The sequence below is a fragment of the Cellulomonas sp. KRMCY2 genome (assembly GCF_000526515.1).
In the GTDB taxonomy this organism is placed as follows: domain Bacteria; phylum Actinomycetota; class Actinomycetes; order Actinomycetales; family Cellulomonadaceae; genus Actinotalea.
The window spans coordinates 3,775,774-3,802,765 of sequence record NZ_JAGF01000001.1; the positions used below are offsets into that span (position 1 = coordinate 3,775,774).

The following is a 26,992-nucleotide window of genomic DNA, read 5'->3' on the forward strand; positions in this document are numbered from 1 at the left end:
CGCGCCACAGAGGGTTCGGCCCTCGCAACGATCTGGTCGACGCCGCTCGGTGACCACCCGAGACGACACTCGGGCCGCTGTCACACCCAGATGCCAAAATCACCCCGACCCGACGGCCCGGCCGCCACTACGACCGAGCACCGGCGCCCCATGAAAGAGCGAGGCTAGGGGCGCAGTTGACTCGAGGCGTATTTGCTGGGCGCTACGCCATAGACTCCGCTGAACACCCGAGAGAAGTAGAGAGGATCGACGTAGCCGACGTGCCGTGCGACCTCGTTGACGCGAAGGTCGCTCGTGCGCAGCAAGAGCGCGGCCTCCTGCATTCGTCTGAGCCGCGACCACGCAATCACCGACAATCCCGTGTAGCGCGCGAACAACCGTTCCGTCGTGGTGATGCTGCATTGCCCCGCATCGGCGATCTCAGCGACGGTGAGGTGTCGATCAATGTTTCGGAGGATGCAGTCGATCATCAGGTCGAGCAGGGTCGGGAAGCCCTGGGCAACTGATTCGGTTGCCGCCCAGTCGGAGCTCTCGTCCGATATGAGCACACCGAGCGCGCGCAGCGGTGCTTCGCCTGTTCTCCCAGTCAGAAACCGCTCAACACCGTGAGAAGCGAGAGCGATGACGTTTCGCCCAGAGATGGACCGGCTCGACATCATCACCGGATGCTCGCCCAGCGCCGCCGCTCGCCGCCACGGAGCCGTGACCAGCGCATCCCCACTCTGGAATGCGACCCGTGGTTCGACCGGCACAGCGGCATCGTGCCACGGGATCAAGTGAATGATCCCGACGTGGAACGGAGAATGCGCGTCCGGGCGGTAGTGCACGTCGTGACGCCACGGCAATCGAAGGATCGCATGGGTCGTCATAGCGAAGGACTGACCGCCGCTGACGATCGTTCCTGTGCCGTGAGCCACCCAGACGAACGATACGCTCTGCACGTGAGCATGACTGATGCGCTCCCCACTACGGAACCGATACCAGTTGGCCCCGATGAGAACTGGCCCGCCATCGCTCGCCGTATCCATGCACGAAACCCCGCGGCACTAGACGGACGCGACGGATGGTGCCGTGACGACGATCTGGTGGTCTCCGTGCGTCAGTCGTGCACCGTCATGGGACATCTCACCGTCCACCGTGATGATCGAGCGTTCCGTGATCGGAAGAGCGAGCACGGCCGTCGTACCGAAGGGAATCTCCAGGTCGATCCGCACGTCGCCGTGCGGCCTCAGGGTCCAGTCGATGGCCAGCCGCCCGAGGCTCGTGTCGATCGCCGCGCGAGCCCACGGCACGCCGACCGTGGGGCGGGGCGCGATGAGCACCGACTGGTAGCCCGGCGCGTCGGCTACCGGCGCGAGCCCCGCCACGTTGCGATACATCCAGTCGACCACCGCGCCGTACGCGTAGTGGTTCAGTGAGAGCAGGTTGGGGCTGGCGGGGTCGGTCGGGTCTGCCGGGTTGACGCTCCCGTCCGGTCGCAGCGCGTCCCACCGTTCCCACACGGTCGTGGCGCCGACCTCGACCTGGTACAGCCAGGAGGGTGCGTCGCGTCGTAGGAGCATGCGGTAGGCCTGCTCGACATGCCCGGTGTTCGACAACGCCTCGAGGACGAGCGGGGTTCCGAGGAAGCCTGTGGCGATGGCACCCGACCGGCGATCGACGTCCGCGGCGAGGGCGGCCGCGACCCGGGCTCGTTCGCTCGCGGGTGCGACGGCGAGCTGCAGCGCCAGCGCGCACCCCGTCTGACTGGCGAGCGCCGCAGGCCCGTGGCGAGCCCACGCCAGCCCCGCGACCTCATCCGCGAGGGCGGAGGCCTGCGCAGCCCTCGCCCGATCACCGACGAGGGCCTCAGCGCGGGCCAGGATTCGTGCGCTGTGGGCAAAGAACGCGTTGGCGACGAAGTCCCCCGAGACCTTCGCCTTCCACGGCAGCGCGGCATCCGGGTCCAGCCAGTCGCCGAACTGGAACTCCGTGGGAAGGAGCCCGTCCGGGCCGCGGCGCGCAAGGAGGTGGCTGATCCACGCTCGCATGCTCGGCAGCTGCCGTCGGAGCACCGAGTCATCACCGTAGGACTCGTAGACGGCCCAGGGCACGATCGTGGCGGCGTCGCCCCAGCCGGCTCGGCCCACGACGCCCACCGGGCTTCCCTCGACGACGATCGCCTCAGGGTCCAGGACGTTGGGGACCACCGCAGTGACGCCGCCGTCGGCCTCTTGCTCGAGCGCGAGATCAACGAGCCAGGACTGCCAGAACGCCGCGGTGTCGAAGAGTGTGCTCGCCGTGGCCGCGAATGCCTGCGCATCGCCCGTCCAGCCCAGCCGTTCGTCACGCTGCGGGCAGTCGGTGGGAACCGAGAGGAAGTTGCTGAGCTGCGACCAGACGACGTTGTCGTGCAGTCGAACCAGGGCAGGCTCGGCGGTCTCGAAGTCGCCACGCGGCTCGTTGTCGCTGCTGATGGCCACGGCGACCGCAGACAGGACCTCGGCGTCGCCCGTCACCTCCGCGAAGCGGAACCCGTGGAACGTGAACACCGGTTCCAGCGTCGTGACGCCCTCGTCTCGCAGGAGGTAGGTGTCGGTGGCCCGAGCCGATCGCAGCGGCATCGTGAGCAGGTCGCCGCTGGTGTCCAGCATCTCGGCGTGCCGAACGACGACTCGATCGCCGGCATGACCGCGAACGGTGAGTCGAACCCATCCCGCCAGGTTCTGGCCCGCGTCGAGGATCAACCCCTCACCGGCCCGCTCCACCCGCATGGTGAACGTCCGTATCTCACGGATCGGCGGGGCTCCGGCCGCGGCCAGGACCTCCATCTGCCAAGGCACCAGGCGGACAGGCTGCCACGACGCGTCATCGAAGCCTGCCGAGCCCCACCCTGTCGGTTCCATGCGCCAGTCGATGTCGACCCCGTCATAGATGCCGGAGGCACGGATGTGGCCGATCGAGCCCCGCCACGCCTCGTCCGTGACGACTCGATCCGTGGATCCGTCGGGGTAGGTGATCTCCAGCTGTGCGATGAGAGCGAGCTCCCCGCCGTAGTGCTGGTCGACGCCGAGCCAGCCGAGCCGTCCACGGAACCACCCGTCGCCCAGCGCGGCCCCGATGGCGTTGAGACCGCGGACCAGAAGGTCGGTCACATCGTGGGTCGAGACCAGGAGGCGCTGGTGATAAGGCGTCCAGCCAGGCGCCAGATGGTCCCCCGAGACCCTCTGACCATTGATGGCGATGTCGTTCACGCCCAAGGAGGTGACATGCAGCCGAGCCCGGAGCGGGACGTCCCGCACGACGAACTCGCGCCTCAGCAGGGGAGATGGGCCCCCCGGCGTGCAAGGGATGCCCACCGCGCGGGCGTGCCAGTCCGAGACCTGCGTGAGTCCCGCTTCCACGCGGCACACCGGGCTCCATCTGGTCCAGCCCCTGTGCGTGGCGATCCGCACCCGAAGGAACCGGACCTCCCGGGAGGCCAGAGGCCCGCCCGGAGCGTCGCGTGCGATCGCGGACGCACCACTGACGACGCCCGTCGACGTGATCACCTCGAAGTCCTCGTCAGCGCAGGACTGCAGCTCGAATGCCAGCTGTTGCGCTGCCGGGTCGCTCGACCGGACGCGCCAGCTGACCACCAAGCGGCCGCTCGGGACGCCGAGCAGGCCCCGGGGGTGGTTCGTGCGCAGCGCGGTGACCGTGGTTGCTGAGTCGGTCATCGCCTTCCTGGTCACGGCGCCACGTGGGTCGTGTACCGAAAGCTCCGCTGTCCGCCGGCGAGCTGGTGCTCGGGCTCACCCGGCAAGCGCACGATCGCGCGCATGCCATCCGGCACGCTGACGTCCAGCGTGATCGAGTCGCCGTCCCCTCGTGACCAGCTGAGCGACACCAGCCCGCGCGGCGTGCGCAGGGAACCTCGCGCCCAGGACAGTCCGCCGCCGGCTCGCGGCGCGATGATGACGTCGCCGTATCCGGGGCTCCCAGGTGCGATCCCCAGCACGACTCGATGGAGCCAGTCGGCCACGGACCCGAACGCGTAGTGGTTGAAGCTCGTCATCTCACCCGGGTTGATCGAGCCGTCCGGCAGCATGGAGTCCCAGCGTTCCCACATGGTGGTGGCGCCCATCCGGATCGGGTACATCCAACCGGGTGGCTCCGGCTGCAGCAGCATGCGGTACGCGGACTGGACATGGCCCGTGTCGGTCAACGCGTCCAGCACGAAGGGAGTGCCGGCGAAACCGGTCGCGATCCGGTACCCGGATCCGGCGACGAGGCTCGCCAGGCGCGCACCCGCGACGTCGCGCTCTGACCCGTCGAGCAGACCGAAGCAGATTGCCAAGGCGTACACGGTTTGACAGTCACTGACCACGTGGCCGCCGTCGTACACGAAGTGCTCCCTGAACGCACCCCTGAGCCTGGCTGCGAGGCCGGTCATCGCGTCGGCCGTCGGGGCGTCATCGAGCACGCGCGCGGCTGCGGCGGTGATCGCGGCCGATCGGTAGAACGCCGCTGTCGCGACGACCGCCTTGTCAGCCTTGGCCTTGGCAGCGTCATCTGCAGGAGCGTCGGGGTCGAGCCAGTCGCCGAACTGGAAGCCACCCTCCCAGAGTCCGCGTGCGGACAGCAGGCGCTCGACCCGCCGGACGTGGGCGACCATCGCCGGGAAGTGTCGGGTCAGGGCCTCGCGGTCTCCGTACGCCTGCCACAGGGTCCACGGCAGCCACGCGGCTACGTCGGACCAGATCGCGACACTCTCCATCGGCGGGAACATGCCACGTGCCTTCTGATCCAGCTTCAGCAGGTCCGGCACGACGAAGGGGACGCGACCATCCGCGGCCCGCTGCTCGGCTGCGAGGTCGGCCATCCAGTCGTCGAGGAACGCCGACACGTCGAAGAGATAGGCCGCGGCGGGGGCGACGACGGCGAGATCCCCCGTCCATCCGAGGCGTTCGTCCCGTTGGGGGCAGTCGGTCGGCACGTCGAGGACGTTGCCCTTGAGGCTCCAGACGACGTTCTCGTGCAGTCTCGTGACGGCCGGATCAGAGCACTCGAACGCTCCGATGCGGTCGAGGTCGGTATGGACGACGACCGCCTCCAGGTCGTCCGCCTGCAGGATCCCGGGGAAGCCGTCGACCTGGGCGTACCGGAACCCGTGGGCTGTGAAGGTCGGTTCGAACGTGTCGTCAGCCCCGCTGAGGACGAACCGATCGGTCGCGAGCGCCGACCGTAGTGGACGGACACCGAGCTCGCCATGGTCGAGAACCTCGGCGTGCCGCACGGTGATGACGGATCCAGGTTCGCCGCGAGCCCGCAGGCGAACCCACCCGACGAGGTTCTGCCCGAAGTCGACGAGAGTCGATCCTGACCCGCTCGTCCAGATCGCGAGTGGCCCGAGCGTCTCCTGACGCCGGACGACGGGGCTTCTGTAGGCGACCAGTCGAGAGCTGTCGAACTCCACAGGGTGCACCCCGCCCCAGTCGTTCAGCATCGCTCCCGGACTGAGCCAGGAGTCGTCGCGCAGCCGCGCATCGATCGACTGCCCGTCGTACAGGTCGTTGGCCGTCACGCATGACGGTCCTGCCTGCCACGACGCATCGGTCACGATCGTCTGCACGTGTCCATCCGCGAACTCGATGCAGAGCTCGGCGATGGCGGAAGGCTCTTGTGCGTAGAAAGCACGCCCACCCGTGTAGCCGAGCCGTCCGCAAGCCCAACCGCGGCCCAACGCAAGGCCCAGCACCAGGTGCGCACCAGCCTCTCGCACCAGCTGTGTGACGTCGTGCGTGCGATATCGGAGCCGCCACTCGTACGCCGACCACCCGGGTGTGAGCACCTCGTCGCTCACGGCGCGACCGCCGACGTAGCACTCCACGATGCCGAGCGCCGTCACCGCCAGAGCCGCACGGGTGACGGTTCCGTGAACCACCTCGACGCGGCGCTCCGTCCGAAGGAGAGGAGCGCCCGCGCGGTCCTGGTCGGCAGCGATCATGAGGGCACTCCATGAGCGCTGCATCCGAATCCGCTCCCACCAGTCTCGCTGGGTGTGACGTGCTGGACGCCAGCATCACGATGGCAGCACCGCTGCCGTCGTTGCCCTTGTCCGCTATATCGATTAACTAATTAGACCAGGCAACTGTTACCCGTGTCAAGACACGCCGGACGTCGGGTGCGTGCGCCATCTGTGCTCGACCTGTCGGACTCCACCCGACGGTGGCGAGTCGGAGGCGACCTTGCGGGGGACGGGACGGACTACTGGCGCGGCGGCCCCGGATCACCGGGCTCAGACCAAGCCCCCACGGAGCGCTGCGGCGAAGTAGTCGAGCGACCGGTCGACCTCCGGCAACGACGGGGTGCGGTTCAGGTGGCCGTGGGGCATTCCGGGAGCGAGGTGCGCGGTCACGGGAACGCCGACCTCGACGAGCTGTCGCTGGAGCAGCTCGGCCGAGGAACGGAGGTCGTCGTACTCGGAGATCAACAGGTGCACGGGCGGGAGACCCCCGAGCGCAGCGGCGCCCGGCAGCGCATCGGCCGGGAGATCGGTGACGCGCCCCACGTAGTTGCGCACCATGTCCTCCACGGACTCCGGCGAGAAGCGCAGGATCTGGGGCAGTCCGGCAAGCTCCGCGCTCAGCGCCGGCTCCGGCGCCGGGTTGGGGAAGTGCGCGAACGGATAGGCCACCAGCAAGGCGGCGGGCGGGGTGCCCTTGCCATCGCGCATCCGCATCGACGTGGCCAGCGCCAGTGCGGCGCCCGCACTCGCCCCACCGAGGGCGAGCCACTCGAGTCCTTCCGTCCCCAGGAGGTCCTCCCCGTTCACGACGCTCGACCACACCGCACTGACGTCGTCGATCGGCACGGGATAGCGCACACCGTCCGCGGCCAGCCGGTAGTCGACGCTCACGACCACGGTGCCGGCGCGGGCCGCGAGCTCCGCGGCGACCATGTGAGCCTCCGGCATCTCCAGGTCCCCTCCACCGAAGCCGCCGCCGTGGGCCCACACCAGGCCGATTCCCGACGGACGCGCGGGGTTGTACACGCGGCAGCGCACGGGACCGTGGAGACCGGCGACCTCGTCGTCCCGGATGCTCACCTCGGCGGGAGCCGACCACTCGGCAGGATCGCGGCTGTACTCCTGGACCCGCGCCAGAGTCCCCGCATCGATCGACGACCAGGACGCGCCCTCGAGCAGGTGCAGCTTCGCAGACAGGAAGGGGTCGAACGGCATGAGGTCTCCGATGTCAGGTTGTGGTCGCTCGCAGACCACCGGGCGAGGCACTCCACGGAGATCCCGAAGTCGGAGCGCGGGCTCAAGACCGCAGGTGCGGGTCGGGCGCCTGAAGAACGGCGTCCGACCCGCAAGGAGCAGCTGACTACTCTCCCATCACGCCTGCATCAGAAACCGTTGATCTTGATGACCTGGGCTTGCTCTCCGTTGCAGGTGTAGATCTGCATGACTCGCCCATTGTTGGTCAAGCCACCGGGCAGATCGAGGCATAGCCCCGACTGCGGGTTCTTGAGCGAGCCGTTCGCCTGGGGCACCCATTTCTGCCCGCCCACACCGTTGCAGTCCCACACTTCCACCTGAGTGAACAGAGCAGTCCCGTTGCCCACAACATCCAGGCAACGACCGCTAGTGAGCACTCGGATCGTCTGGTCCGGGTAGAGGCGCCACTGCTGGTCCCTGTCGGCGGCCTCGCCGGAGTGGAGTGTCGTGCAATCCCAGAGGATCACTCTCTCGCCGTTGCTTCCGCTCTCCACCCCCTCGAGGTCAAGACACTTCCCTTCGACCTTGAGCGGAACACCGTTGGTGATGGTGAACTGTTGTGCCGTATTCCCGTTGCAGTCGTAGATCTGTAGGTCGGTTCCGTTGGTCGTGACACCCATCGGGTCATCGAGGCACCGACCCGACTGCGGGTTCTTCAGGGATCCGTCAGGCTGTGGAATCCAGACCTGCGCTCCGCCTCCGTTGCACGTCCATAGCTCAACGGGGCTGAAGTTCGCCGTGCCGTTCCCCGTGACGTCGAGGCAGAGCCCCAGCGTGGTCAGCGTGCCGTTGGCGATCCCTCCGCCCGTGGCCGACGCGCTCCAATGCTGGTCGGCGGCGAGATCCTTGCAGTCCCACAGCTGGACGTGTGCGGTGAGGCCCGCGGTGTCGTCGCCTTCCACATCAACGCACTTCCCGCCCGGCCCGACAATCGTCGAGCCCGGCCCGCCACCCGAGGTCTCCCCCGAGTAGCCCGCCGCGACGACATTGGCCTGGACTGCGTTCTCGGTGGCATCCGACGCGTACCCGAACGTCATGACCCCCTCGAAGAAGGAGCTGGTTCCCTTCTGGCTGTTGTCGCCGCCGACGCCGAGGACGATGGAGCCCTCCTGATGCATCGGCGCGTATCCGCCCGCAGGCAGCGAGCCGCTGTAGTACGTCGTCAACGCCCCGGACTGAGCGTTGCCCGCCTTCAGCGCGAAGGTTGTCTGGCCGTTGTTCTTGAGCGTGGCGGTGACGAATTTCGTAAGTGGGATGCCAGCGTTCGGCGGGTATACCGTGGTGAAGCCCTGGAAGACGCCGTTCTCGAGATCCGCCTGTACCCAAGGGCCGTTTCCGGTAGCGCCCGGAGAATTCATCAATGACAGGTTGAGCGTGTCCATGTGGCCGTTGCCGGTGTCGGCAACCTGCACCTCGACGTTGCCGAAGTCGGCACAGCATCCGTTGTTGACGTTCGTGCCACTTGCCACCATGTACATGGACTCAGGTTGACCATTCACCGCGGTGCCCGTCACAACCGCTCGGCGATATCCAGTCACTGGTGGAAGGTAGATGCCGTAGACCGAGTGGCCGGCGAGCGTGACCGGGAGCTTGTTGGCGACCGCGGGGTTGTTCGGTCCTCCCAACGGGCCGCCCGGGGCGGGCGTGAGGTCGTTGTGGTTCGAGGTCTGGTCGTAGACGATCGTGATCACGCAGGTGGTACCAGCACAGAACGCATCCTGTGCAGCGGCGTTGGCGTAGTCGCCAACCGCGAGCAGCCCGATATCCAGGGTCTGGTTGTTCGAAGCGCGTTTGACTTGGTAGAGCGGCCCGTTGTAGTTCTGGAAGAGAGCTCGGGTAGAGCTGAACGCAGCGACGCACGGAGTGCCGCCCGTGGCGTAGATGTCGCACGGCAGCTGCCCTACCGCCGAGGCGGGGCTAGCATTCAGTAGACTCGTTCCGAAAGCGATCACGATCGCCGTCACGGCGAGGAGCACAGAAGCCCCCCGCCGTCGGCTTCGACGATCGGGGGCTAAGGACGCTATCGACATGGTCATCCATTCCTGAAGCTCCATCGCTTCGATTGCTCTTCGAGGCTGCAGGCGGGACACGTGTGCACCATGGCGACGATCTTCACTCTGGCGCCCCTCTTGCCACCACTGCGGCGGACCCTCGAAGGCTAGGTCAGGCCGTGCCGCTCGACCATAGGCAACTGCGTCAGAGCATGGACGATTCACCCAGCGCCAGATGCCGTTTCCTGGATAATGGACGACCGATAGCGGCGCCAAGGGCCGGCCGCGCTCGGCGCAGCAACTACGGCGTGATGGGCACCGACGCTGTCGGTGCCTCTGTCGACCTGGGGCCCGGGGTCGCAAGCCGGGGCGCGGGCTCCTCGCAGCCACATGAGCGGCGCGGGACAAAGCTGACTCCTACCTCCTTGCGCGTCCAGCCACCCACCTCGCCCGCAATGAGCTGGAAGAGTCGATCCGCGGCGAGTCTCGCCATGTATTCGGCAGGAACATGGACCGTCGAGATCCCTGGTGTTGTGACGCGGGAAAGTCCGAAGTCGTCAAATCCCACGATCGACACGTCGCGAGGAACCTCGATCCGCTGCAGCTCGAGCGCCTGCAGCCCGCCGAACGCCATGTCGTCGTTGGCGAAGACCATCCCGTCGAAGGTCCGATCGTGCAGGGACAGGTCGCTGATGGCGGCGAACCCCGAGGCTTCGCTGAAGTCACCTTCGACGACGAAGCCGTCACTCGACATTCCATGCCGCTCGAGGGAGTCAAGGAAGCCGTCGCGACGATCGATCCCGGTCTGGTGGTCGAGCGGGCCGGCCACGTGGAGCAGCCGCGAGCGCCCGTGCACCTCGATGAGGTGGTCGGTCACGAATCCAGAGGCACGGAAGTCGTCGATGCCGACCGTCACAGCTGAGGGGATCTCGGGATAATTCCCGATGAGCACCATCGGGAACCCGCTGCTCGCGAGGCGTCCGATCGTCGGGTCGACGATGGCAGCGCTCGTCAGGATCGCCCCGTCGGCACTCTTCGATCTCATCACCCGCTCGTAAGCGGCGACACCGTTCGACTCGTCGTTGCTGGTCGAGATGAGCAGCTGGACGTCTCGCTCGTTGGCCGATGTCGAGACGCCGCTGAGAATATGCATGAAGTAGCTGTGGCCGAAGACATGCGTCGCCGTCGTCGGAACGATCAGGGCAATAGCCCCTGCCTGTTGCTTGCGTAGGGCTCGCGCGGCAGAACTGCCAACATAACCCAGGTCGGCCGCAGCCTCTTGCACGGACGCGCGCGTCCGTGCGCTGATGCGCGTGCTCCCGGCAAGCGCCATCGACACCGCTGCGGGAGTGATTCCGACGCGGTCGGCAACATCCCGTAGCGTGACCGACTTCCCGCTCGGGATTCGCCTGGTCATGGTGAAGTCGTCCCATCGATCGCGGGAGGTAGAAGCCGCCGCGAGGACGGCCGGATCCTATGCTCCACCTGCTTTAGTGCGAGCCTATCGCGACCAGCCGACGGTACGCCGTGGCAGACTCGGGCCCCTCCCCCGACGCGGCGAGCCCTGAGGTGTACGTGAGCGATCCGGGCTGCGCGAGTGCTGTGCACCTGCGCATGCGGCGACGCCACGCGGCGCAGCCGGGACGTACTCCTCGTTATCGGGATGGTCGGAGCTCGCCGTCGTCACCGCCGCGAACTCGGTCCCCTCAGGTCATTCCGACGAGGCGCGCCCCGGTGCGGGATCTCCTGGTGTCCCGCTACGCCACGCAGTCGTGACGTCCCCTGGGGTAGTGGCGTCGACCCGCGTGCCCGTGATCACTGCACGGATGGCGGCGATCCCGAGCTTCGGCCTCCGATCGGCGCCGACAAGTCCGTTGGTCTCCTGCAGAGTGTCGGTCAGCTGCGTGTAGCAGGTACCCGCGAGCCATGTGCTCGACCTGAGCGCCCCATGGATCTCTTCCAGGCGGTTCTCGAAGTCCTGCGACGACGACACCGTCGAGTACCCCCAGGTCGGACGCCCTGTGTCGAGTGTCGGCGCTGCGAAGCTGACACCGCCGAACTCGGTCAACATGGCGGGCGTCGCGCTGGAGCCCTCGCCCGCCAGAACGATCTTTCGGCCCTCTGGGCCGACCCCCTGGAGCATGCGCGTCAGGCCGTCACGCGTTGCGTAGCGGGTCCCGAGTACAGCCGGATCATCCGCGTAGTCGTGGATGGTGAGGATGTCGGACTCGACGTGCTCCCACCCATCGTTGGAGATGACCGGCCGGGTCGGGTCGATCGCCTTGGTCAGGCCCACGAGCGCCCGCACGAAGCTGACCTGAGCCGGGTCGTGCGAGATGTGCTGGACGCCCCAGCTCTCGTTCAGCGGCACCCATGTGACGATCGACGGATGGGATCGGTCGCGGTCCAGCGTCTCGAGCCACTCACGCGTCGTACGGCACATCGCGGTCGGTGAGAACTCCAGCGCTGCAGGAGCCTCGCCCCACAGCAGGAGACCGAGCCGATCTGCCCAGAAGATGAATCGAGGATCCTCGACCTTTTGGTGGATCCTTGCCGCGTTGAAGCCGAGCGCAAGGATGAGCTCCACCTCCTCCCGCAGCGCCCGCGGAGTCGGTGCAGCCAGGTGGGACGTCGGCCAGTAGCCCTGGCTGAGCACCGAGCGGACGAAGTATGGACGATCGTTGAGCAAGAAGTGGCCGGACCCAACGCTCGTCGAGCGGATGCCGAGATACGACCAGACCTGGTCCCGCCCCGCGGCGTGGAGCACGACTGTGGCATCGATGAGCGTGGGCGACTCGGGGCTCCACAGGAGCTCTTCAGCTCCCTGTCCGTTGGTCAGCGCCGGGACGGAGATCACCTGCCTCGCGCGTTGCCCGTCGAGAGGGAACGTCGCGCCCCCGACCACCACGTCGCCGTGCGAGAGCTGCACCTCGCAGAGCGTCCCCGGCTCGGGCGGCCTGGAGAGGCGCAGCTCCAGGCTGACCGTGGCTCCCGGCACGTCCGCGGTCCAGTGCACCTGCTCCACCGCCACGACGGGCGTCGCCTCGAGCCAGACCGGCTGCCAGATTCCCGACGTCCGGTCGTACCAGACCTTGTGCGCGTGCGGGAGCCAGTCCTGCTTCCCACGTGGTTGGGCCACGTCAGCCGTTCGGTCCTCGACACGCACGACCAGCACCTGGGACACCCCCGCGCGCAGGAGGTTCTGGATCTTGAACGTGAAGGGGGTGTGCCCTCCTTCGTGCCGACCGACGAGATCCCCGTTCAGCCACACGCTGCATCGGTAGTCGACGGCGCCGAAGTGCAGCAACAACCTGTCACCCGTGGCGTGCCCGACCTGCTCGATGTGATGCTGAAGGATCTCCCGGCGGTACCACATGACCTCGTGGGCATCGGTGTCGGCGATCCCGGACGCCGGGGACTCCGGCGGGAACGGAACCACGATCCGGCGGTCGAAGACGCCGCCGCTCTGATACCAACGCTCGACCTCGCCGACGTCACCGTCGTCGTACGCGAAGCTCCACTCGCCGCACAGGTCTACCCAGCGCTCTCGGATCATCTGGGGCCGGGGATGCGGCTCCTCCTGCGCGCTCGCGCGGGGCAGAGAGAACGATCCCGCAGCGTCGGCGCTCACCGGCCTCATCCTCGGGCCTCCGTCTCGAAAGCCGCAGCGGCGAGAGTGTCCTCGCGATGCAGAACGCCGGTCACCTGCTCGACCAGGGACACCAGGCCCATGCGCCGCAGGAACGGCGTCACGCTGCTCCCGCGCTCCGCGTACGTCTCGCTCGCAGAGCCGCTGGTCGTTGACGGATCGAGCACGAACTCCTCGACGTTGCGCCCGCCAGAGGCGTAGGACCAGTCAACGAAGTCCATGAGAGGCCACCACGTATAGCCACGCACGTCGTGGCCTTCGCGACGAAGCTCCCGCACCTGCGCCGTCGACTCCTCCAACCACTTCCGCCTGACCAGCTCATCCGCTTCGATGCTGGTCTCGGTGATGAGCATGGGCAGCCCGTACAGCTCGGTGAACCGCTCGATCACTAGACGGAGGCCGTCCGTCCACTGGTTCGACGTGTGCTGGTGCACGTCGTGGCCCACTGCTCGGAGCACCCGAGGCGTCAGGTCCGGGTAGTAGTTGACACCCAGAAGATCGACGGTGGGCGGCGCAATGAGCAGCCCCTCGAGGACCGCCACGGATGCACCGTTCTCCACCAGCCAGCTCCACATCGGATGCTTGACACCGACGCGACCCAGGAGCAGGTCTGTCGGGAGAGCGCCGACAGCGGTCAGGTGACCGACCTCAGCACTCAGGTGCTCATGGGGAGTGTCGTACAGGCTGGCGGCCTCGACGTGGACGATGACCACGTCAGGGTTGGCCGTGCGCACTGCCGCCACCGACCGACGTATCCCCTCGACGATCGCGAGAGTCACGGTCGTCCAGCCTCGCCAACCCTCAAGAGCCGGCGGCCACACACCACGAAGTCCGCAGAACGAGGCGGTCGTGAGCGGCTCGTTCAGCGGAGTCATGTGGTCGACGAGCCCTCGGTAGCGCTCGGCGAACGCTCCGCAGAACTCCGCGACAAGATCCGGATAGCGCGGGTCGGCGAACGACCCGTCGAGCCATGTCGGCGTCCCGTAGTGGACCATGTCCGCGATCACCACGAGACCGAGGTCGTTCACCGCAAGCTCCAGGCGTTCATCGAGGACGCTCCAGTCGAACACGCCAGGTGCGAGGTGAACACGGGGCCAGTTCACCCCGTATCGAAGACCCGTTGCACCGAGACGAGCGACGCTGAGAAGATCCTCCCTCCACTGGAGTGAATGACCGGTGAGCTCGAACTCGTCGAGAACGACCATCCCCGATCCGGGCTGGGGATACACCGAGGTGTCCTCGATGCCGAGCAACCAGCGGAACGATCCCTGCTGAAATCCCTTGGTGGACACTCGTCCCCTACTTGAGTCCGGCGGTGGATATGCCCGCGACGAAATATCTCTGGGCCATGAAGAATGCCAAGGCGATCGGCAACAGCGAGATGACAGCTCCCGCCATGAGCACCGCATGATCGGTGACGTGGGTTCCGGCGAAGAGTGCCAGGCCAGCGGGAAGGGTGCGCTTCTCGGGCGAGCTGCTGACGACCAGCGGCCACAGAAGATCGTTCCACAGCGCCGTGAAGTTCAGCAGCGCAACCGTCGCGATGGCCGGCTTCGACAAGGGAAGGATGATGCGGGAGTAGATTCGGAAGTGACCGGCACCGTCGATCCGAGCAGCTTCGTCGAGCTCTCGCGGTACCGACATGAAGAACTGGCGAAACAAGAAGATGCCGAACGCGCTCGTGGCACGAGGGACGATCAGTCCCTGATAGGTATTGAGCCACCCCAGGTGGTACAGCTCTTCGAACACCGGGATCAGCGTCGTCTGAAACGGCACCATGAGTGTGGCCAGGACGAGCCAGAAGCACAGCGTTCTGCCGCGGAAGGTCAGACGGGCCAAGGCGTACGCGCACATCGAGTCGAACACCACTGTGAGCGTTGTCGTGACCCCGGCAAACAGAATCGTGTTGAGCACGAGCCTGAAGAACGGGAGCTGCTCCCAGATCTGACGGTAGCCGTGCAGCGTCCATTCCGTCGGAACGAGACGTTCCGGGTGTCCGAACAGATCGCTTTCCGGCCGGAACGATGCGCCGACCGTCCAGATGAAGGGAACGAGCGCCAGTACCAGTCCGATGCTCAGGAACGTCCACCTGGAGGTGGCGAGCAACCATGCGCGGGAGTGCTTGGGAGTGCTTTCTCTAGTCGGCATCGTTGTACCTAAAGTATCGAAGTTGGATCGCCGTGACGATCGCGATCAGCAGAAGTAGCACCCACGAGATCGCCGCCGCCTCCCCTGCCTTGAACTGGACGAACCCGTCGCGAATCAGCTTCGTCACCAGGGTGTCGGTCGAGAAGAGAGGTCCGCCTGCAGTCATCACGTAGACGAGGTCAAATATCTGAAGCGACTGGATCGTCAGCATGAGAGTGACGAACATCGTCGTCGGCCGCAGTGCGGGAATCGTCACGTAGCGAGTGATGGCGACGGAGCCGGCTCCGTCGATCCGAGCCGCTTCGTAGAGCTCTCGCGGGATTCCCTTGATGCCTGCGACCAACACAATCATGGCGAACCCGACGCTCTTCCATACCGAGACCGCGATGATGGTCGGTAGTGCCCACTGGGTTGAGCTCAGCAGTCGAATCGGCTGCAGGCCCAGTCCCTGGGCGAGGCCGGACGCGAGGCCGATGTCCGGGTCGAGCAGGAATCGGAAGGCAAGCCCGACTGCGGTGAGCGAGACAACCGTGGGGAAGAAGAAGATGGAGCGGATCGCCCGCGAGCCGATTCCCTCACCGGACAGAGCCGTGGCCAGGAGCATGCCGATCACCACGATGAACACGACCGAGACCGCTGTGATCTCCACGGTGTGAAGCAGCGCACCCCAGAACCTCGGGTCGGCCGCGATGTGCCGGTAGTTCCCCCACCCGACCCAAGGTTGCTCAGCGGCTCCAATCGTCCAGTCGTGCAGGCTGTACCAGAACGACTGAAAGGTGGGGAAGGCGACGAACACCCCCAGGATCATCAGGCTCGGGGCCATGAAGAGCCACGCGGGCTGCCAGCGGACACGTCCCCGGAACGGGGCCCGGGAAGCCGCGCTGGCTTCCCGGGCCCCGTTCCGCGCGGATGCTACTTCGTGCATCCTGTTGCCCCGTCAATGGCCGTCGTGGCCTCCTTGGCCGCGTCCGCGACAGCCGTGCCCCGTGTGATGCTCTGGATCATCGGGGTGTAGCCGTCGAGGTCGACGGCGCTGGCGTTCGGGACCTTGCCCGGGTAGAACCGCGCCCCAGCAACCTGGTCGGTGAAGACCGAGACCACGGGATCAGCCTTGAGGCTCGCCTCGTCCGCGAGGTCCGTGCGGAAGGAGGGGAAGCCAGAGGCGAGGGAGAACTTCAGCTGGGCCACCTTGCCCGTGTAGTAGGCGAGGAACGCCTGCGCCTCGTCAGGATGTGCCGACTTGGCCGAGACGCCGATCGGTCCACTGCTTCCCAAAGTCACCGGGCCGTCGACCCCTGTCGGGATCGGAGCGATGCCCAGGTCGATCCCTGCGTCCTTGTAGCCGGCCGCCGCCCAGGGTCCATTCATCTCCATCGCGGCCTTGCCGGCCGAGAACACGGAGTCGGCCTCTGCACCGCTCAAGCCGACCGGTGAGATCTTGTCGTTCACGACGAGGTCCGCCCACGACTGAAGGCTGGCAATCCCCTCCTCGGTATCGAGCTGGCTGCAACCATCGCCGTCAAGAATGGTGCCCCCGGCCATCCACTGCAGGATGGGCCACATCGGGATCGTGTCGTGGTCGGCAAGGACAAGACCGTACGTGTCGCCCGACGTCAGGGCCTTGGCGTCCGCCTGGAAGTCCTCGAGCGACGCCGGGGGTTCGGTGATCCCGCTCGCCTCGAGCAGGGCCTTGTTGTAGTAGAGGCTCAGCGTGGCGAAGTTGGCCGGAACGGCGTACAGGGTGCCGTCATAGCTGTACTGGTCCACCAGCTCGCTCGAGAACTGGTCCACGTTGATCTCGGAGTCGCCGTCACCCGTGTTGGTGATCGGGATGATCGCGCTGGTCTCGACGAAGTGCGCGAGCGAGTTCCCGTCCAGCGTCGCGATATCCGGGCCGTCGGAGGTGAGCAGGGCCGAGGGAAGCTTCTGGTTCAGGGAGTCCCAGGGCTCAGCCGAGAACTCAACCTTGATCTCGGACTGGGAGGCATTGAAGTCGGCGACAATGGCCTCGTACGCCGGCCGGTCACCTCCGGTGAATCCCGTCCAGAACTGCAACGTGACGGCCTCTCCGTCGGCTCCGGACGCATCGGCCGTAGCAGACGGGTCGGAATTCGTCGAACCGCCCGAACAGGCGGCCAGTGCGACCGCTGCTGTCGCCAGCATCGCGGCAGTTGTGAGTGACTTGCGCAAAGTACTCTCCTTTGAGTATGGCGGCTCACCGGTGTGCGCGAGCCGGAAGCAGACGTGCCAGCATCGCGTCCGACGATCGAACTTGTTTAATCGATCAAGCGCGATGCTACGCCCGCACTTCCCCTCTCCGCAAGATGACGTCTGATTCCGTTACCTTCCTGAGATCTGCGGTGCTTGACGTTGACCTTCTACCGACGTACGCCCCACCCGATCTTGCGGGCTGCCTGATGCTGAATCCCTCGGCCGGCGCTCCGGGAGCTGGCGGGCTCACCGCCCTCGCACCGGGGCGAAGGTCCGCTGTGCCGCAGCAGGCCCGCGTCCGAGGGCGCCCCCGCCGCCCGATCCGTCCTGAGCCCGGCGGGCCCGAGTCTGACCCCCCGTCACCCCAGAGCCCTGAGCCGACCGTCACGGTGCGCTGACAAGGAGGTCAACGATCCGCACGCTTCGGTCGAACACGTCCCAGCTCGCCGTGATCACGACGCGGTGGAGCGCTGCGTTGGCCTGCCGGTACCCACGACAGGTCAGACGGTGCCTGGTCGTCATGTCGGCAGACGCGTGGATCGGTGCGACGCTGCAGAGGCTCGACGCACGTGCCCTCGGCTCCCCATATCGACCTCGCGCGTCCCTGTGACAAGCCCCGAGCGCCACCAGCGAAGGCCTGCAGCGGCATCCGGCAGAGTGGTCGATGACTGGCCCGGCGACGCTGGAAGGCCTGGTCGCGTGGTGGCCGCTGCGGCGCACCGTCCGCCGCTGAGACGGCACTCATGCGAGGACCGCGGGCTTGAGAACGTCCTGGCACCACTGGCGGAACGTCGCGGGAGTGCTCCGCTGCGGTGTGCGCACCGCACCGTCGTCGAGGTCGGCGTCCTTGGCCATGGCCGTGGCACGCATGCCCTGGGCCATCGCCGTGGACATGCCGTTCTGGATCAGCCGGTCCTGGTGGGCCTCAGCCGGGATCGCAGCGCCGCCCGAACCGATCCGCAGGGCACCAGCCCGCTGGAGGGTCCTTGCGGCTCTCGTCAACCCGACTCGGCGATCACCGTCATCTGGAGAACCGGTGCGGGTACTCGTACCTACCTCGCCAGATGCCCTGCACGTTCGAGGGCGAGGGGGATCCTCCGCAGCACGGAGGCGTCGTACATCCCGTAGTTGTAGAAGTCGACCTGTGCCGCGCCGGAGTCCCAGCAGGCAGCAACCTTCGCGGCGAGATGCCCCGCCGAGGACGTGTCAGGGTGGCCGGGCCTCAGGACGACCCTGACCGGTACTCCCCCGGTGAGGGCGGTGATCGACGCCACGTCGGTCGCCAGCCGGCCTGTGTCGGTCGCATAGCCGAGCACGGTGTAGCTGTCGACGTGCTCTGCGATCGCGGCCGGGTCGATGGCCAAGCGCCAGGCCTGGTCCGCGGCCGGAGCCCCGGTCGGCGCACCGGAGGCGTAACCGAGCACCGCGCCCGTCAGGTCCATGAAGGACAGCGACTGCCCGGCGGACCGCACGCTATCGGCGACCACGGCAGCCAGGTCCGCAACGGCCGCCGTTCGGGCCGCGAGCAGGCCCTGGACGTCGTCCCCACCAACCTCATGCATGGCATCTCGACTCGCCGGGATCCCTTCCGCGCCGGCGAACGCGTCCTGGATCCGACGCCGGACCCGTGCAGCGAGCCGCTCTGGGTCGCTGCCGAGGGCTGCCGCGCGCGCGCCGCAGTGGACGCAGAAGCACAGTCCCAGGAGCGCTTCATCCCCCTCGCTCAGCGGGGTGAAGGACCGCTCGTGGTGGTGCCCGTGAGCGAACGTCTGGGCGCTCAGCGCCTCGGCGATGACGTCGAAGCCCCGCGACGCGACATCTCGTGCGAGGGCCGAAGCGTAGGCGACGACGTCGGGGTGGGACGGGCACAGGTTGGACATGAGGCGGTCATCGAAGCAGGTCCGGGTGGTTGCCTCGGGGAACGACTCCCCCAGCGAGCTGTTGTGCAGGAAGACGGTCCACGCCTCGACCGGTGGCCGTGGGCGTGCGGCCAGCAGTGCCGCGACGGCCAACCGTTCCTCGACGGGAGCGAGTCGCGGCTGGAGCCGCACGCCCGACCAGATCGCCTCGTCGGGATCGAAGAACACGCCGTCCGTGCGGTAGCGGACCCGCGGCTTGCGGCCGGCATGAGGGACGACATCGCGGGCCTGGTGGTAGGCCATCGCCAGGGCGAAGGAGCCGGTCCCCAGGCTCGCGCCGACCTGCACGACCTGCTCGACGCCCTCGTCGACGAGGTCGCTGGGGAATGCGTAGAGGCTGCTCGCTGAACGTGCTGTCACGGTCGGCCTTCCGGTCGGCGGCCCCGACGGGCCGGATCCTGACTCGGCTCTGTCAGGCGCGCTCCGGGCCCTCAGTAGGGCTCGGCGAAGGAGAAGTAGCGCTTGGGGTTCTCCACGAAGAAGAGCCGGACGAGCGCGTCGGCATCCTCGACGCTGAACCCGCGGTGACCTAGCTCGCTGCGGAAGCGGGGCAACCACGTCCCTGCGATGTAGTGCTGGCCTGGGCCGCCGGTGTATGCGGTGAGATCGGTCTTGCGCGCGAGGTCGCCCCCGATGAGGACCCGGTCCGCGTAGCCTGCCTCGACCACCGCGAGGATCACCTCGATGCGGGTGCTCTCCGGCAGGTACTTGATCTTCGAGAAGCCGTCGTAGCACAGGTAGGTGCCGCGCGCGGCGATCTGCCCGTGCAGGAAGGGATCGGGGTTGCGCATGAGGTGGACGAGCCCGACCCGGGTGAGGTCGACGCCCTCATCCTCGAGCATGTCCAGCTGGGTCAGGGCCATCGTCCCGGTCTCGGTGTGGCCGTGCAGCGGGGCTCCGGTCCGCCGGTGGGCGCGCGCAGCAGCTCGCAGCACGCGATCCTCGACGGGCGAGACGCGGTTGTAGCTGGTGCCGTACTTGATCGCACCTGCACGGACGTCGGTGCCGTCCATCCCGGCCTCGACATCGGCGACGATCCGCTCCTCGAGGCCCTCCACGCTCACGTCGGCCAGGAGATCGTCGAACCACGCGCCCTTGTTGAAGCCTCCGCAGGCAATGATCTGCAGCCCGGTGGCCAGGGAGATCCGGCGGAGCTCCTCCGGGTTGCGGGAGTAGTCCCACGCGGAGGCCTCGTAGATGCTCCGCACGCCCACCGCGAGCGCAGCGCGCGCCTCCTCGAGCGCCGCGCTGGGGTCCAGGACCACCAGGTCCTCGTCGACGCGCTTGTCCGCTGGCGGCGCACCGATCAGGTGCTCGTGCGAGTAGGTGAAGCCGAGCTCGTCCGGGTGGATGTCGCCGGTGACCGTTCGGATCATGCCGATGCCTTTCGTTGTGCAGCGAGGATCTTCTCCGCGAGGTCCATGGACAGCCCTCGGACCAGCTCGTACCGACGGCGCCGCACGTCCCAGGCGGGGACACTCGCGGATCGCTGCGTGAATGTCTGAGTCGTCAGTGCGGGGCTCACGGCGTCACCGACCGCCCGCCAGCCCAGGACGGCGGCGCCGAGGGCGGACAGGTCCGGCTGGTCGAGCACGTCGACCGGCGTGCCGAGGATGTCCGCGATGACCTGCGGCCACGCGGCGATGCGCCCACCACCACCGGAGACGATGACGCGTGACCATCTCTGGCCATCGAGCCGGTCAACCAGCCCCGCCAGGTCGAAGGCCACGGCTTCGAGCAGGGCGGCGACTATCTGCGCAGCCGTCGTTGCCGGCGTGATGCCCAGGATCGTCCCGGTAGCGGTGGGGACGTAGTCGGGGCTGCCAGTCCCTGCGAGGTAGGGCAAGAACATGAGCAGGTCACCGGGGTCCGGGTCGGGGCCCGCATCGGTGAGCGCATCGGACCCGACGAGCGAGCGCAGCCAGTTCAGCGCCAGGCCGCCGGTGAGCAGTGAGCCGAGCGCGAACCAGGAGCCGTCTGCGGCAGGGTGCACGGTCAACGCGCCTTGGGCGTCCTGCGGCAGGCTCGGTCGCGGGCCTTCGCCGAGGGCGGCCATGAGGGTCACCGAGGTCCCGAGGGACACCGCGAGAGTGCCGGCCGACAGGCCGCCCATCCCCGCGAGCGCAGCCGCGACGTCACCTGACCCGGTGGCGATAGGGACGCCAACGGGGAGGCCGGTGACGGCGGCGGCCTGCGCGTGCAGGCGCCCTGCGACCGCATCGCTGGCCAGTAGCGGCGGGAAGATCCGGCGCTCGAGGCCGACCGCGGCAATCAGCGCGTCGTCCCACTGCCCGTCACGCAACAGCAGCGAGTTGTATGCGTCTGTCGGATCGGTCGCCACGTCGCCGGTCAGCCCAAGGCGGAGGTAGTCCTTGGCGGACAGCCAGGCGGTGGCGCGCGTCATGGTCTCCGGGTCGTGCTCGCGCCACCACAGCAGGCTCGACAGTGCGAAGACGGTGCCCGGCTCGTTGCCCGTTGCTTCGAGGATCTGGCGCCGGATCTCGTCGGAGAGCCGCGCAATCTCGTCGGCGCCCCGCGGGTCGGCCAGCAGGAGCGCCGGACCCAGCGGCTTGTTCGCCTCGTCGACCAGGACCACCGAGCTCATGTTCCCGCTGAACCCGATGGTGCACACGCGCGTGAGGTCCACCTGGTCACCGAGGTCGGAGAGGGCGCGCAGCAAGGACGCCCACCAGACACCCGGGTCGGCCTGGACGCCATCGGTGTGCTCCTCGATCCCGTGGTGCGAGGCCGCGGCACCGGCGAGCTGACCGGCGCCGGTCAGCGCCGCCACCTTGACGCTCGTCGTGCCCAGGTCGATCCCCAGGCTCAGCGGAGATGTCATCGCAGAAGGGGTGAGAGCTGGCCGAGGCGCCGGCCGGCGTGGTTGTGGGCGTCGATCCGCATGGACACGGCGAACGTCTCGCCCCGGACGTAGGCGATCGAGTGCTCCGCTGCCGTCCCGTCATGCAGGAAGGCGGTACGCACCACCTTCATCACCGGTCGGTTCTTGGGAAGCTCGAGAAGCGTTGCGGTCGCCGGAGGCGCCGTCTCGGCGCTCCAGCTCTCGTCGGCGGCGCACGGGCGCAAGGGCGAGCCGTCGGCGGTCCGGAGCTGCTCGTACAGGGATGTCTGCTCGATCCCGGTCCGGGTGAGCGTGCCGAACACGGCACAGGGCAGCCACGAGATGAGGTGGACGACAGGCTCGTCGTCGCCGACGATCACCCGTTCGACGCGCCACACGTCGCGCCCTGCCGGGATGGCAAGGGCAGTAGCGACGTCCTCCGGGGCGCCGACCACGTCCAGGGCGATGACCCGCTCCCGGGTGCTGCGACCGGCCTTGCGCAGGTCTTCGCTGAACGAGGGAAGCGTGCCGGTCCGGTTCGTGCGGATCGCCCGTTCGCTCTCAGCGACGAAGGTGCCCTTCCCCTGCCGCCGGACAACCAGCCCGCGCTGCTCGAGGTCGCGCAGCGCCTGCGTCGCAGTCGCCCGGGACACCCCCAGTCGCGCGACGATCTCCGGCTCGGAGGGGACGCGGGTCCCCGGATCGGCATCGGTGATCATCGAGGCGAGCCGATCGGAGATCTGGCGGTACCGCGCCACCGGGGACAGCGGGTCGATGGGGTCGAAGACATCGACGCCGATCGGTCGTGGCTCGCTCACGAGACCGCGGCCTTCCACTGCTCGATGATCCCGCGGGCCACGCCCACCACATGCTCGACGACCCGCTCGCCCTTGTCCGCGGTCGCCGCCGTCGCGTCGCCGAAGACGCCCGTGCTGCTCACCGCGTCCCAGCGGACCGGAGCACTGTCGAAGTGCGCAGGATAGGTCGGGTACTCACTGACGGCCCTGTCCATCTGCACGCACTCCTTCCGCAGGTGGAGCATGACCGAGGTCTCGATCTCGTCCGAGTGCATGATCGTCGGGTGGCTCTGCGGCGCCTCGCTCACCTGCCGGACGATGGTCGACAGGCCGGGGTAGGCCATCGAGATGGCCGGCAGGCCGCCGGTCTCGGCCAGCACCCTCGTCGCCTTCTTCAGCGCGGCAACGTTGCCCAGATGGGCGGAGAACAGGACGAGGCCCTTGACGCCGACCCGCTCCAGGCCGCGGGCGAGGTCGGTGACGAGGGCGACGATCGTCTCGTCGCTGATCGACAGGCTGCCGTCGAAGTGCTCCAGGGACCACACCTGGCCGTAGGGCATCACGGGCAGCTCGATCAGGTCGGCCGCCTCCGCGATCCGGCTGGACAGCTCCTCTGCGGCGAAGGTGTCCGTGCCGAGCGGCAGATGCGGGCCGTGCTCCTCGACGGCACCGAACGCCAGCAGCACCCACGGGGTTCGATCGACGGCGGCCCGGACCTCTGGCCAAGTCAGGTCGTTCCATCTGGTCACGAGCGACGCCTCCTCGCGGCGATCCGGCTGTTCAGGAAGAGCATGCCGATGAGAACCGAACCACTGACGATCAGCTGCACCGGGGACGGGATGCCGAAGGAGTTGAGCACGGTCGTGAGGAAGGCAAGGACGGCGACTCCCGCGAACGTCCCGACCATCCCACCGCTCCCCCCCGACAGTGCGGCTCCGCCGATCACTGCGGCGACGACGGAGTTGAGTGCGTAGCTGTCCGCTGCCGTCAGCGAAGGTGACCCCGAGTACGCGATCAGCAGGATCCCTGCGGCCGAGGCGAGCAGTCCGGACACGACGTAGGCCGTCACCGTGTGCGACCGCACCGGTACCCCGGACAACCACGAGGCTCGCGGGTTCGCCCCGACCGCCTGGAACCGGCGGCCGGCCACGCTCGTGCTGAGCACGAACCCGACCACCACGAGCAGGACGATCCACAGGACGAGGGACCACGATAGCGGGCTGCCGCCGATCCGCCCGTCGGCCAGGGTGCGCAGCTCGGCAGGGATCATGCCGCGCGGCTGACCACGGGTGACGAGGAAGTAGACACCCTGGATCACGGTGGCGGTCGCAAGGGTCCCGAGCAGGGGCGGGATCGACGTGAACGCCAGCAGGACGCCGTTGACAGCACCGATCGCCGCCCCGACGGCGAGCACCATGAGCGTGGTCGTCGTGAGGCTGGCGCCCGCCCGTGCGGACAGGACAGCCGTGAGGATCCCCGCGGTGTTCATCACCGGCCCGACCGAGAGGTCGAGGCCACGGTTGATGATGACCAGCGTCTGCGCGATGGCGACCACACCCAAGGGTGCCGCGTTCGAGAGGATGCGCAGCATGCGGTCGAGGTCGAACCCGCTGGGAGAGCTCACGCCGAGCAGCACGACACAGGCTGCGGTGAGCCCGTAGGCGACCCACAGCTGTACGGGGACCCTCCGGACCGCGGCAACCAGTCCGGTCATCGCTCGCTCCTCCCTGAGGCCACGGCCGGGCGGCGCAACCGCCACGGGATCCGCAGCCGCTGACCGGATAGCTGGTAGACGCTCACCGCGAGCACGAGCAGCACGCCCTTGAAGATGGTCTGGTAGTACGCGTTCGTCCCGGTCAGGGTGATGACCTGGCCCATGACGGCGATGACCAGGGCCGCGGGCAGGATGCTCAGCAGCGAACCCACCCCGCCGGTGATGACGATGCCCGCCACCAGCACGGTGGCGACTGAGTCGATGACCGAGGAGGCCCCGATGAGGGCGTCGGCGCTGTAGGTCCGCGTGACGATGGCCAGGCCGCCCATCGCCGCCAGCAGCCCGGAGAGCCCGTAGGACACGAGGGTGGACCGGGCGACCGGTAGTCCGAGGCGCGTGGCGATCCGGCCGTCGTACCCGGCGCTCTGGAGCACGCGGCCGGCCCGGGTCTGGCTCATCCAGAGCCAGACCGCGACCAGGACGACCAGGGCGACGAGTGCGGTCACGGGAACCGACCCGACCGTTGCGCCCAGGGCGCGCACCAGGTCGGAGGGCATGGCCGTGCCGGGCAGGTCCTGCAGGAGCAGCGCGCCACCCTGGATGACACCGGCGAGGGCGAACGTCATGAGCAGGGGGTTGATGCCCGCGACCACCCCGAGCCCGTTGACGAGGCCGGCGAGCACTCCGGCGATGAGGGCGAGGACGAGCGCAGTGCCCGTCCCACCGGGAACCTTCGCCCCGAGGGTGAGGACGACCGTCGCCAGCCCCGCAACGGCGCCGACGCTCAGGTCGATGCCCCCGGACATGACGGCGATGCCCTGGCCGACGGAGATGAGGACGATCGGCGCGAGGGACACGAGCAGGGAGTTGATGCTGACCGGGTTGCGGAAGGCGGGCAGCGCCCAGCCTGCCGCGACGACGATCCCGACGGCGACCGCCCACAGGGGAAGTGCGCGTCCGATCGCTCGCTGCGCGGTGGTCGAGATCGGGCTAGGCACGAACGCCCCCTCCGGTGGCGAGGTGCATGACGGCTGACTCTGTGGAGCCGACCGTGTCGAGTCGTCCGGTCACCCGACCCGCGTACATGACGTAGACCTGGTCGCTGAGACCGAGGATCTCCTGCAAGTCGGTCGAGACCAGGACGACCGCGACGCCCCGCGCTGCGAGCTCGCGGATGACGGCGTAGATCTGCACCCGGGAACCGACGTCCACCCCGCGGGTCGGATCGTTCAGGACCAGGATCCGCAGGTCGTCGTAGAGGAGCCACCGACCGACCAGGACCTTCTGCTGGTTGCCACCGGAGAGGTCGATGGCGGCCTGCGCGGTGGACGCGCACTTGATCGAGAGGCGGTTGATGATCTCCCCGGTCACCTGGCGTTCCCGGCGCCGCGAGACGAGACCGAACCGGAACAGGCGTCGAGCAGCCGCCAGGATGAGGTTCGCGGCCACCGACTTCTCGAGCAGCAGACCCTCAAGACGGCGGTCCGGCGGGATGTACCCGATGCCATGACGCACCGCCACGCGTGGGGAACCGAGGCGGACAGGGTGGCCGGACACCAGCACTCGGCCTGCCGTTGGCGCCACCGCTCCCGCCAGGACCTCAGCCACCAGCGCCTGCCCGTGGCCCTCCAGCCCGGCAATCGCCGTGATGACGCCGCCGGGGAAGTCGAGCGAGACGTCGACGATCCTGCGATCCACGCTCACCTCGCGGAGCGAAACCCGCGCCGGTGCACCGAGGTCGACCTCGGTTCGCTCAGGATAGAAGCTGTCGGTCTCCCGACCGACCATCAGCTCGACGAGCGACCCCCTGGTGTGCCTGCCCAGGTCACCGAATGCCACCTGGGCTCCGTCACGCATGACGAGCACGCGAGTGCACAGAGCGAAGAGCTCCTCCATGCGGTGCGAGACGAACACGACCGCCGTCCCCTGCATGCTGAGCCGCCGGACCGCAGCGAACAACAGCTCAACCTGTGGCCCCTCGAGGGACGAGGTGGGCTCGTCGAGGATGAGCAGCGTCGGCGGAACCGCGACCGCCTTGGCCACCTCGACCAGCTGACGCTGCCCCGGGCTGAGGTCCCCGACCGTGGCATCCACATCGATCGAGACACCCAGGTCCGCCAGGACTCGGATGGCACGGGTGTGGGAGGCGCGTTCGTCGACCACCGCGCCATGCTCCGGACGATCGATCTCGAGGTTCTCGGCCACCGTGAGGTTGGCGAACAGGCTGAGCTCCTGGTGGACCATCGCCACCCGGCGGGCGCGAGCTCCACGCGGTTCGGCGACGGCGATGCTCCCGGAGTCCGGGTGCATGCCACCAGAGACAAGGTTCATCAACGTCGACTTCCCAGCACCGTTCTCCCCCACGAGAGCGAGGACCTCGCCCGGCTGGAGGCTGAAGCTGACGTCGCGGACGGCGCGTGTGGCGCCGAACGACTTCGCGACGCTCTGGCACGTCACTGCTGCTTCATCCACCGGGCG

At 67.9% G+C, this 26,992-nt stretch carries 20 protein-coding genes; all 20 read right to left on the reverse strand.

The features are described 5' to 3' along the window. Positions 1-164 precede the first annotated feature (164 nt). The gene (locus tag K415_RS0117835; protein WP_081785089.1) at positions 165-1,028 is read right to left on the reverse strand and encodes an AraC family transcriptional regulator; all 864 of its coding nucleotides are present in this window, start codon (positions 1,026-1,028) and stop codon (positions 165-167) included. Positions 1,029-1,046: 18 nt separating this feature from the next. Next, on the reverse strand, positions 1,047-3,698 hold the full coding sequence (locus K415_RS0117840) for an alpha-L-rhamnosidase (protein ID WP_155859517.1): 2,652 nt from the start codon (positions 3,696-3,698) through the stop codon (positions 1,047-1,049). Positions 3,699-3,709: 11 nt separating this feature from the next. Then, positions 3,710-5,968, reverse strand: coding sequence for an alpha-L-rhamnosidase (locus K415_RS0117845; RefSeq protein WP_051480637.1), 2,259 nt, complete (start codon positions 5,966-5,968; stop codon positions 3,710-3,712). Positions 5,969-6,259: 291 nt separating this feature from the next. Beyond that, the gene (locus tag K415_RS0117850) at positions 6,260-7,204 is read right to left on the reverse strand and encodes an alpha/beta hydrolase fold domain-containing protein (protein WP_024288393.1); all 945 of its coding nucleotides are present in this window, start codon (positions 7,202-7,204) and stop codon (positions 6,260-6,262) included. A 167-nt stretch (positions 7,205-7,371) separates the two neighbouring features. Next, positions 7,372-9,333 (reverse strand): arabinofuranosidase catalytic domain-containing protein, encoded by a 1,962-nt coding sequence (locus K415_RS24785; protein ID WP_231494929.1) that lies wholly within the window; start codon positions 9,331-9,333, stop codon positions 7,372-7,374. Between the two features lie 202 nt (positions 9,334-9,535). Further along, positions 9,536-10,651, reverse strand: a complete 1,116-nt coding sequence (locus tag K415_RS0117860; protein WP_024288395.1) for a LacI family DNA-binding transcriptional regulator — start codon at positions 10,649-10,651, stop codon at positions 9,536-9,538. Between the two features lie 294 nt (positions 10,652-10,945). Further along, complete coding sequence (locus K415_RS0117865; RefSeq protein ID WP_369795255.1) at positions 10,946-12,865, reverse strand: glycoside hydrolase family 2 protein; 1,920 nt, start codon at positions 12,863-12,865, stop codon at positions 10,946-10,948. A 5-nt stretch (positions 12,866-12,870) separates the two neighbouring features. Further along, positions 12,871-14,292 (reverse strand): family 1 glycosylhydrolase, encoded by a 1,422-nt coding sequence (locus K415_RS0117870; RefSeq protein WP_081785091.1) that lies wholly within the window; start codon positions 14,290-14,292, stop codon positions 12,871-12,873. After that, positions 14,183-14,989: a carbohydrate ABC transporter permease gene (locus tag K415_RS0117875; RefSeq protein ID WP_024288398.1), complete on the reverse strand. Its 807-nt coding sequence runs from the start codon at positions 14,987-14,989 to the stop codon at positions 14,183-14,185. Before K415_RS0117875 ends, K415_RS0117870 begins: the two co-directional genes overlap by 110 nt. Before the next feature lie 31 nt (positions 14,990-15,020). Then, positions 15,021-15,854, reverse strand: a complete 834-nt coding sequence (locus tag K415_RS0117880; RefSeq protein WP_034663434.1) for a carbohydrate ABC transporter permease — start codon at positions 15,852-15,854, stop codon at positions 15,021-15,023. Positions 15,855-15,943: 89 nt separating this feature from the next. Then, positions 15,944-17,086 carry an ABC transporter substrate-binding protein gene (locus K415_RS0117885; protein WP_051480644.1) on the reverse strand — a complete coding sequence of 381 codons (1,143 nt, stop codon included), beginning with the start codon at positions 17,084-17,086 and terminating at the stop codon, positions 15,944-15,946. 897 nt (positions 17,087-17,983) lie between these two features. After that, positions 17,984-18,244, reverse strand: a complete 261-nt coding sequence (locus K415_RS0117895; protein WP_024288401.1) for a hypothetical protein — start codon at positions 18,242-18,244, stop codon at positions 17,984-17,986. A gap of 50 nt (positions 18,245-18,294) precedes the next feature. Continuing rightward, a complete protein-coding gene (locus K415_RS0117900) occupies positions 18,295-19,521 on the reverse strand; it encodes a hypothetical protein (protein ID WP_024288402.1) in 1,227 nt (408 codons plus the stop codon). Between the two features lie 71 nt (positions 19,522-19,592). Then, on the reverse strand, positions 19,593-20,537 hold the full coding sequence (locus K415_RS0117905; RefSeq protein WP_029664085.1) for a phosphotriesterase: 945 nt from the start codon (positions 20,535-20,537) through the stop codon (positions 19,593-19,595). Continuing rightward, positions 20,534-22,003 carry a xylulokinase gene (locus tag K415_RS0117910; protein ID WP_024288404.1) on the reverse strand — a complete coding sequence of 490 codons (1,470 nt, stop codon included), beginning with the start codon at positions 22,001-22,003 and terminating at the stop codon, positions 20,534-20,536. Before K415_RS0117910 ends, K415_RS0117905 begins: the two co-directional genes overlap by 4 nt. Further along, on the reverse strand, positions 22,000-22,821 hold the full coding sequence (locus tag K415_RS0117915; RefSeq protein ID WP_155859518.1) for a GntR family transcriptional regulator: 822 nt from the start codon (positions 22,819-22,821) through the stop codon (positions 22,000-22,002). The genes K415_RS0117910 and K415_RS0117915 overlap by 4 nt, the downstream gene beginning before the upstream one ends. After that, on the reverse strand, positions 22,818-23,549 hold the full coding sequence (locus tag K415_RS0117920; protein ID WP_024288406.1) for a creatininase family protein: 732 nt from the start codon (positions 23,547-23,549) through the stop codon (positions 22,818-22,820). The genes K415_RS0117915 and K415_RS0117920 overlap by 4 nt, the downstream gene beginning before the upstream one ends. Next, on the reverse strand, positions 23,546-24,514 hold the full coding sequence (locus K415_RS0117925) for an ABC transporter permease (RefSeq protein ID WP_024288407.1): 969 nt from the start codon (positions 24,512-24,514) through the stop codon (positions 23,546-23,548). Before K415_RS0117925 ends, K415_RS0117920 begins: the two co-directional genes overlap by 4 nt. After that, positions 24,511-25,512, reverse strand: a complete 1,002-nt coding sequence (locus K415_RS0117930) for an ABC transporter permease (protein ID WP_024288408.1) — start codon at positions 25,510-25,512, stop codon at positions 24,511-24,513. The genes K415_RS0117925 and K415_RS0117930 overlap by 4 nt, the downstream gene beginning before the upstream one ends. Next, a complete protein-coding gene (locus K415_RS0117935; protein WP_024288409.1) occupies positions 25,505-26,971 on the reverse strand; it encodes a sugar ABC transporter ATP-binding protein in 1,467 nt (488 codons plus the stop codon). The genes K415_RS0117930 and K415_RS0117935 overlap by 8 nt, the downstream gene beginning before the upstream one ends. Between the last annotated feature and the right edge of the window lie 21 nt (positions 26,972-26,992).

What these genes read in the sequence shown, in the direction of transcription:
- K415_RS0117835 (WP_081785089.1), bottom strand. Translation starts at nt 1,028, where the DNA reads ATGGATACGGCGAGCGATGGCGGGCCAGTTCTCATCGGGGCCAACTGG.
- K415_RS0117840 (WP_155859517.1), bottom strand. Translation starts at nt 3,698, where the DNA reads ATGACCGACTCAGCAACCACGGTCACCGCGCTGCGCACGAACCACCCC.
- K415_RS0117845 (WP_051480637.1), bottom strand. Translation starts at nt 5,968, where the DNA reads ATGATCGCTGCCGACCAGGACCGCGCGGGCGCTCCTCTCCTTCGGACG.
- K415_RS0117850 (WP_024288393.1), bottom strand. Translation starts at nt 7,204, where the DNA reads ATGCCGTTCGACCCCTTCCTGTCTGCGAAGCTGCACCTGCTCGAGGGC.
- K415_RS0117860 (WP_024288395.1), bottom strand. Translation starts at nt 10,651, where the DNA reads ATGACCAGGCGAATCCCGAGCGGGAAGTCGGTCACGCTACGGGATGTT.
- K415_RS0117870 (WP_081785091.1), bottom strand. Translation starts at nt 14,292, where the DNA reads ATGCGGTGCTCATGGCGGGAGCTGTCATCTCGCTGTTGCCGATCGCCT.
- K415_RS0117880 (WP_034663434.1), bottom strand. Translation starts at nt 15,854, where the DNA reads ATGGCCCCGAGCCTGATGATCCTGGGGGTGTTCGTCGCCTTCCCCACC.
- K415_RS0117905 (WP_029664085.1), bottom strand. Translation starts at nt 20,537, where the DNA reads ATGATCCGAACGGTCACCGGCGACATCCACCCGGACGAGCTCGGCTTC.
- K415_RS0117910 (WP_024288404.1), bottom strand. Translation starts at nt 22,003, where the DNA reads ATGACATCTCCGCTGAGCCTGGGGATCGACCTGGGCACGACGAGCGTC.
- K415_RS0117925 (WP_024288407.1), bottom strand. Translation starts at nt 24,514, where the DNA reads ATGACCGGACTGGTTGCCGCGGTCCGGAGGGTCCCCGTACAGCTGTGG.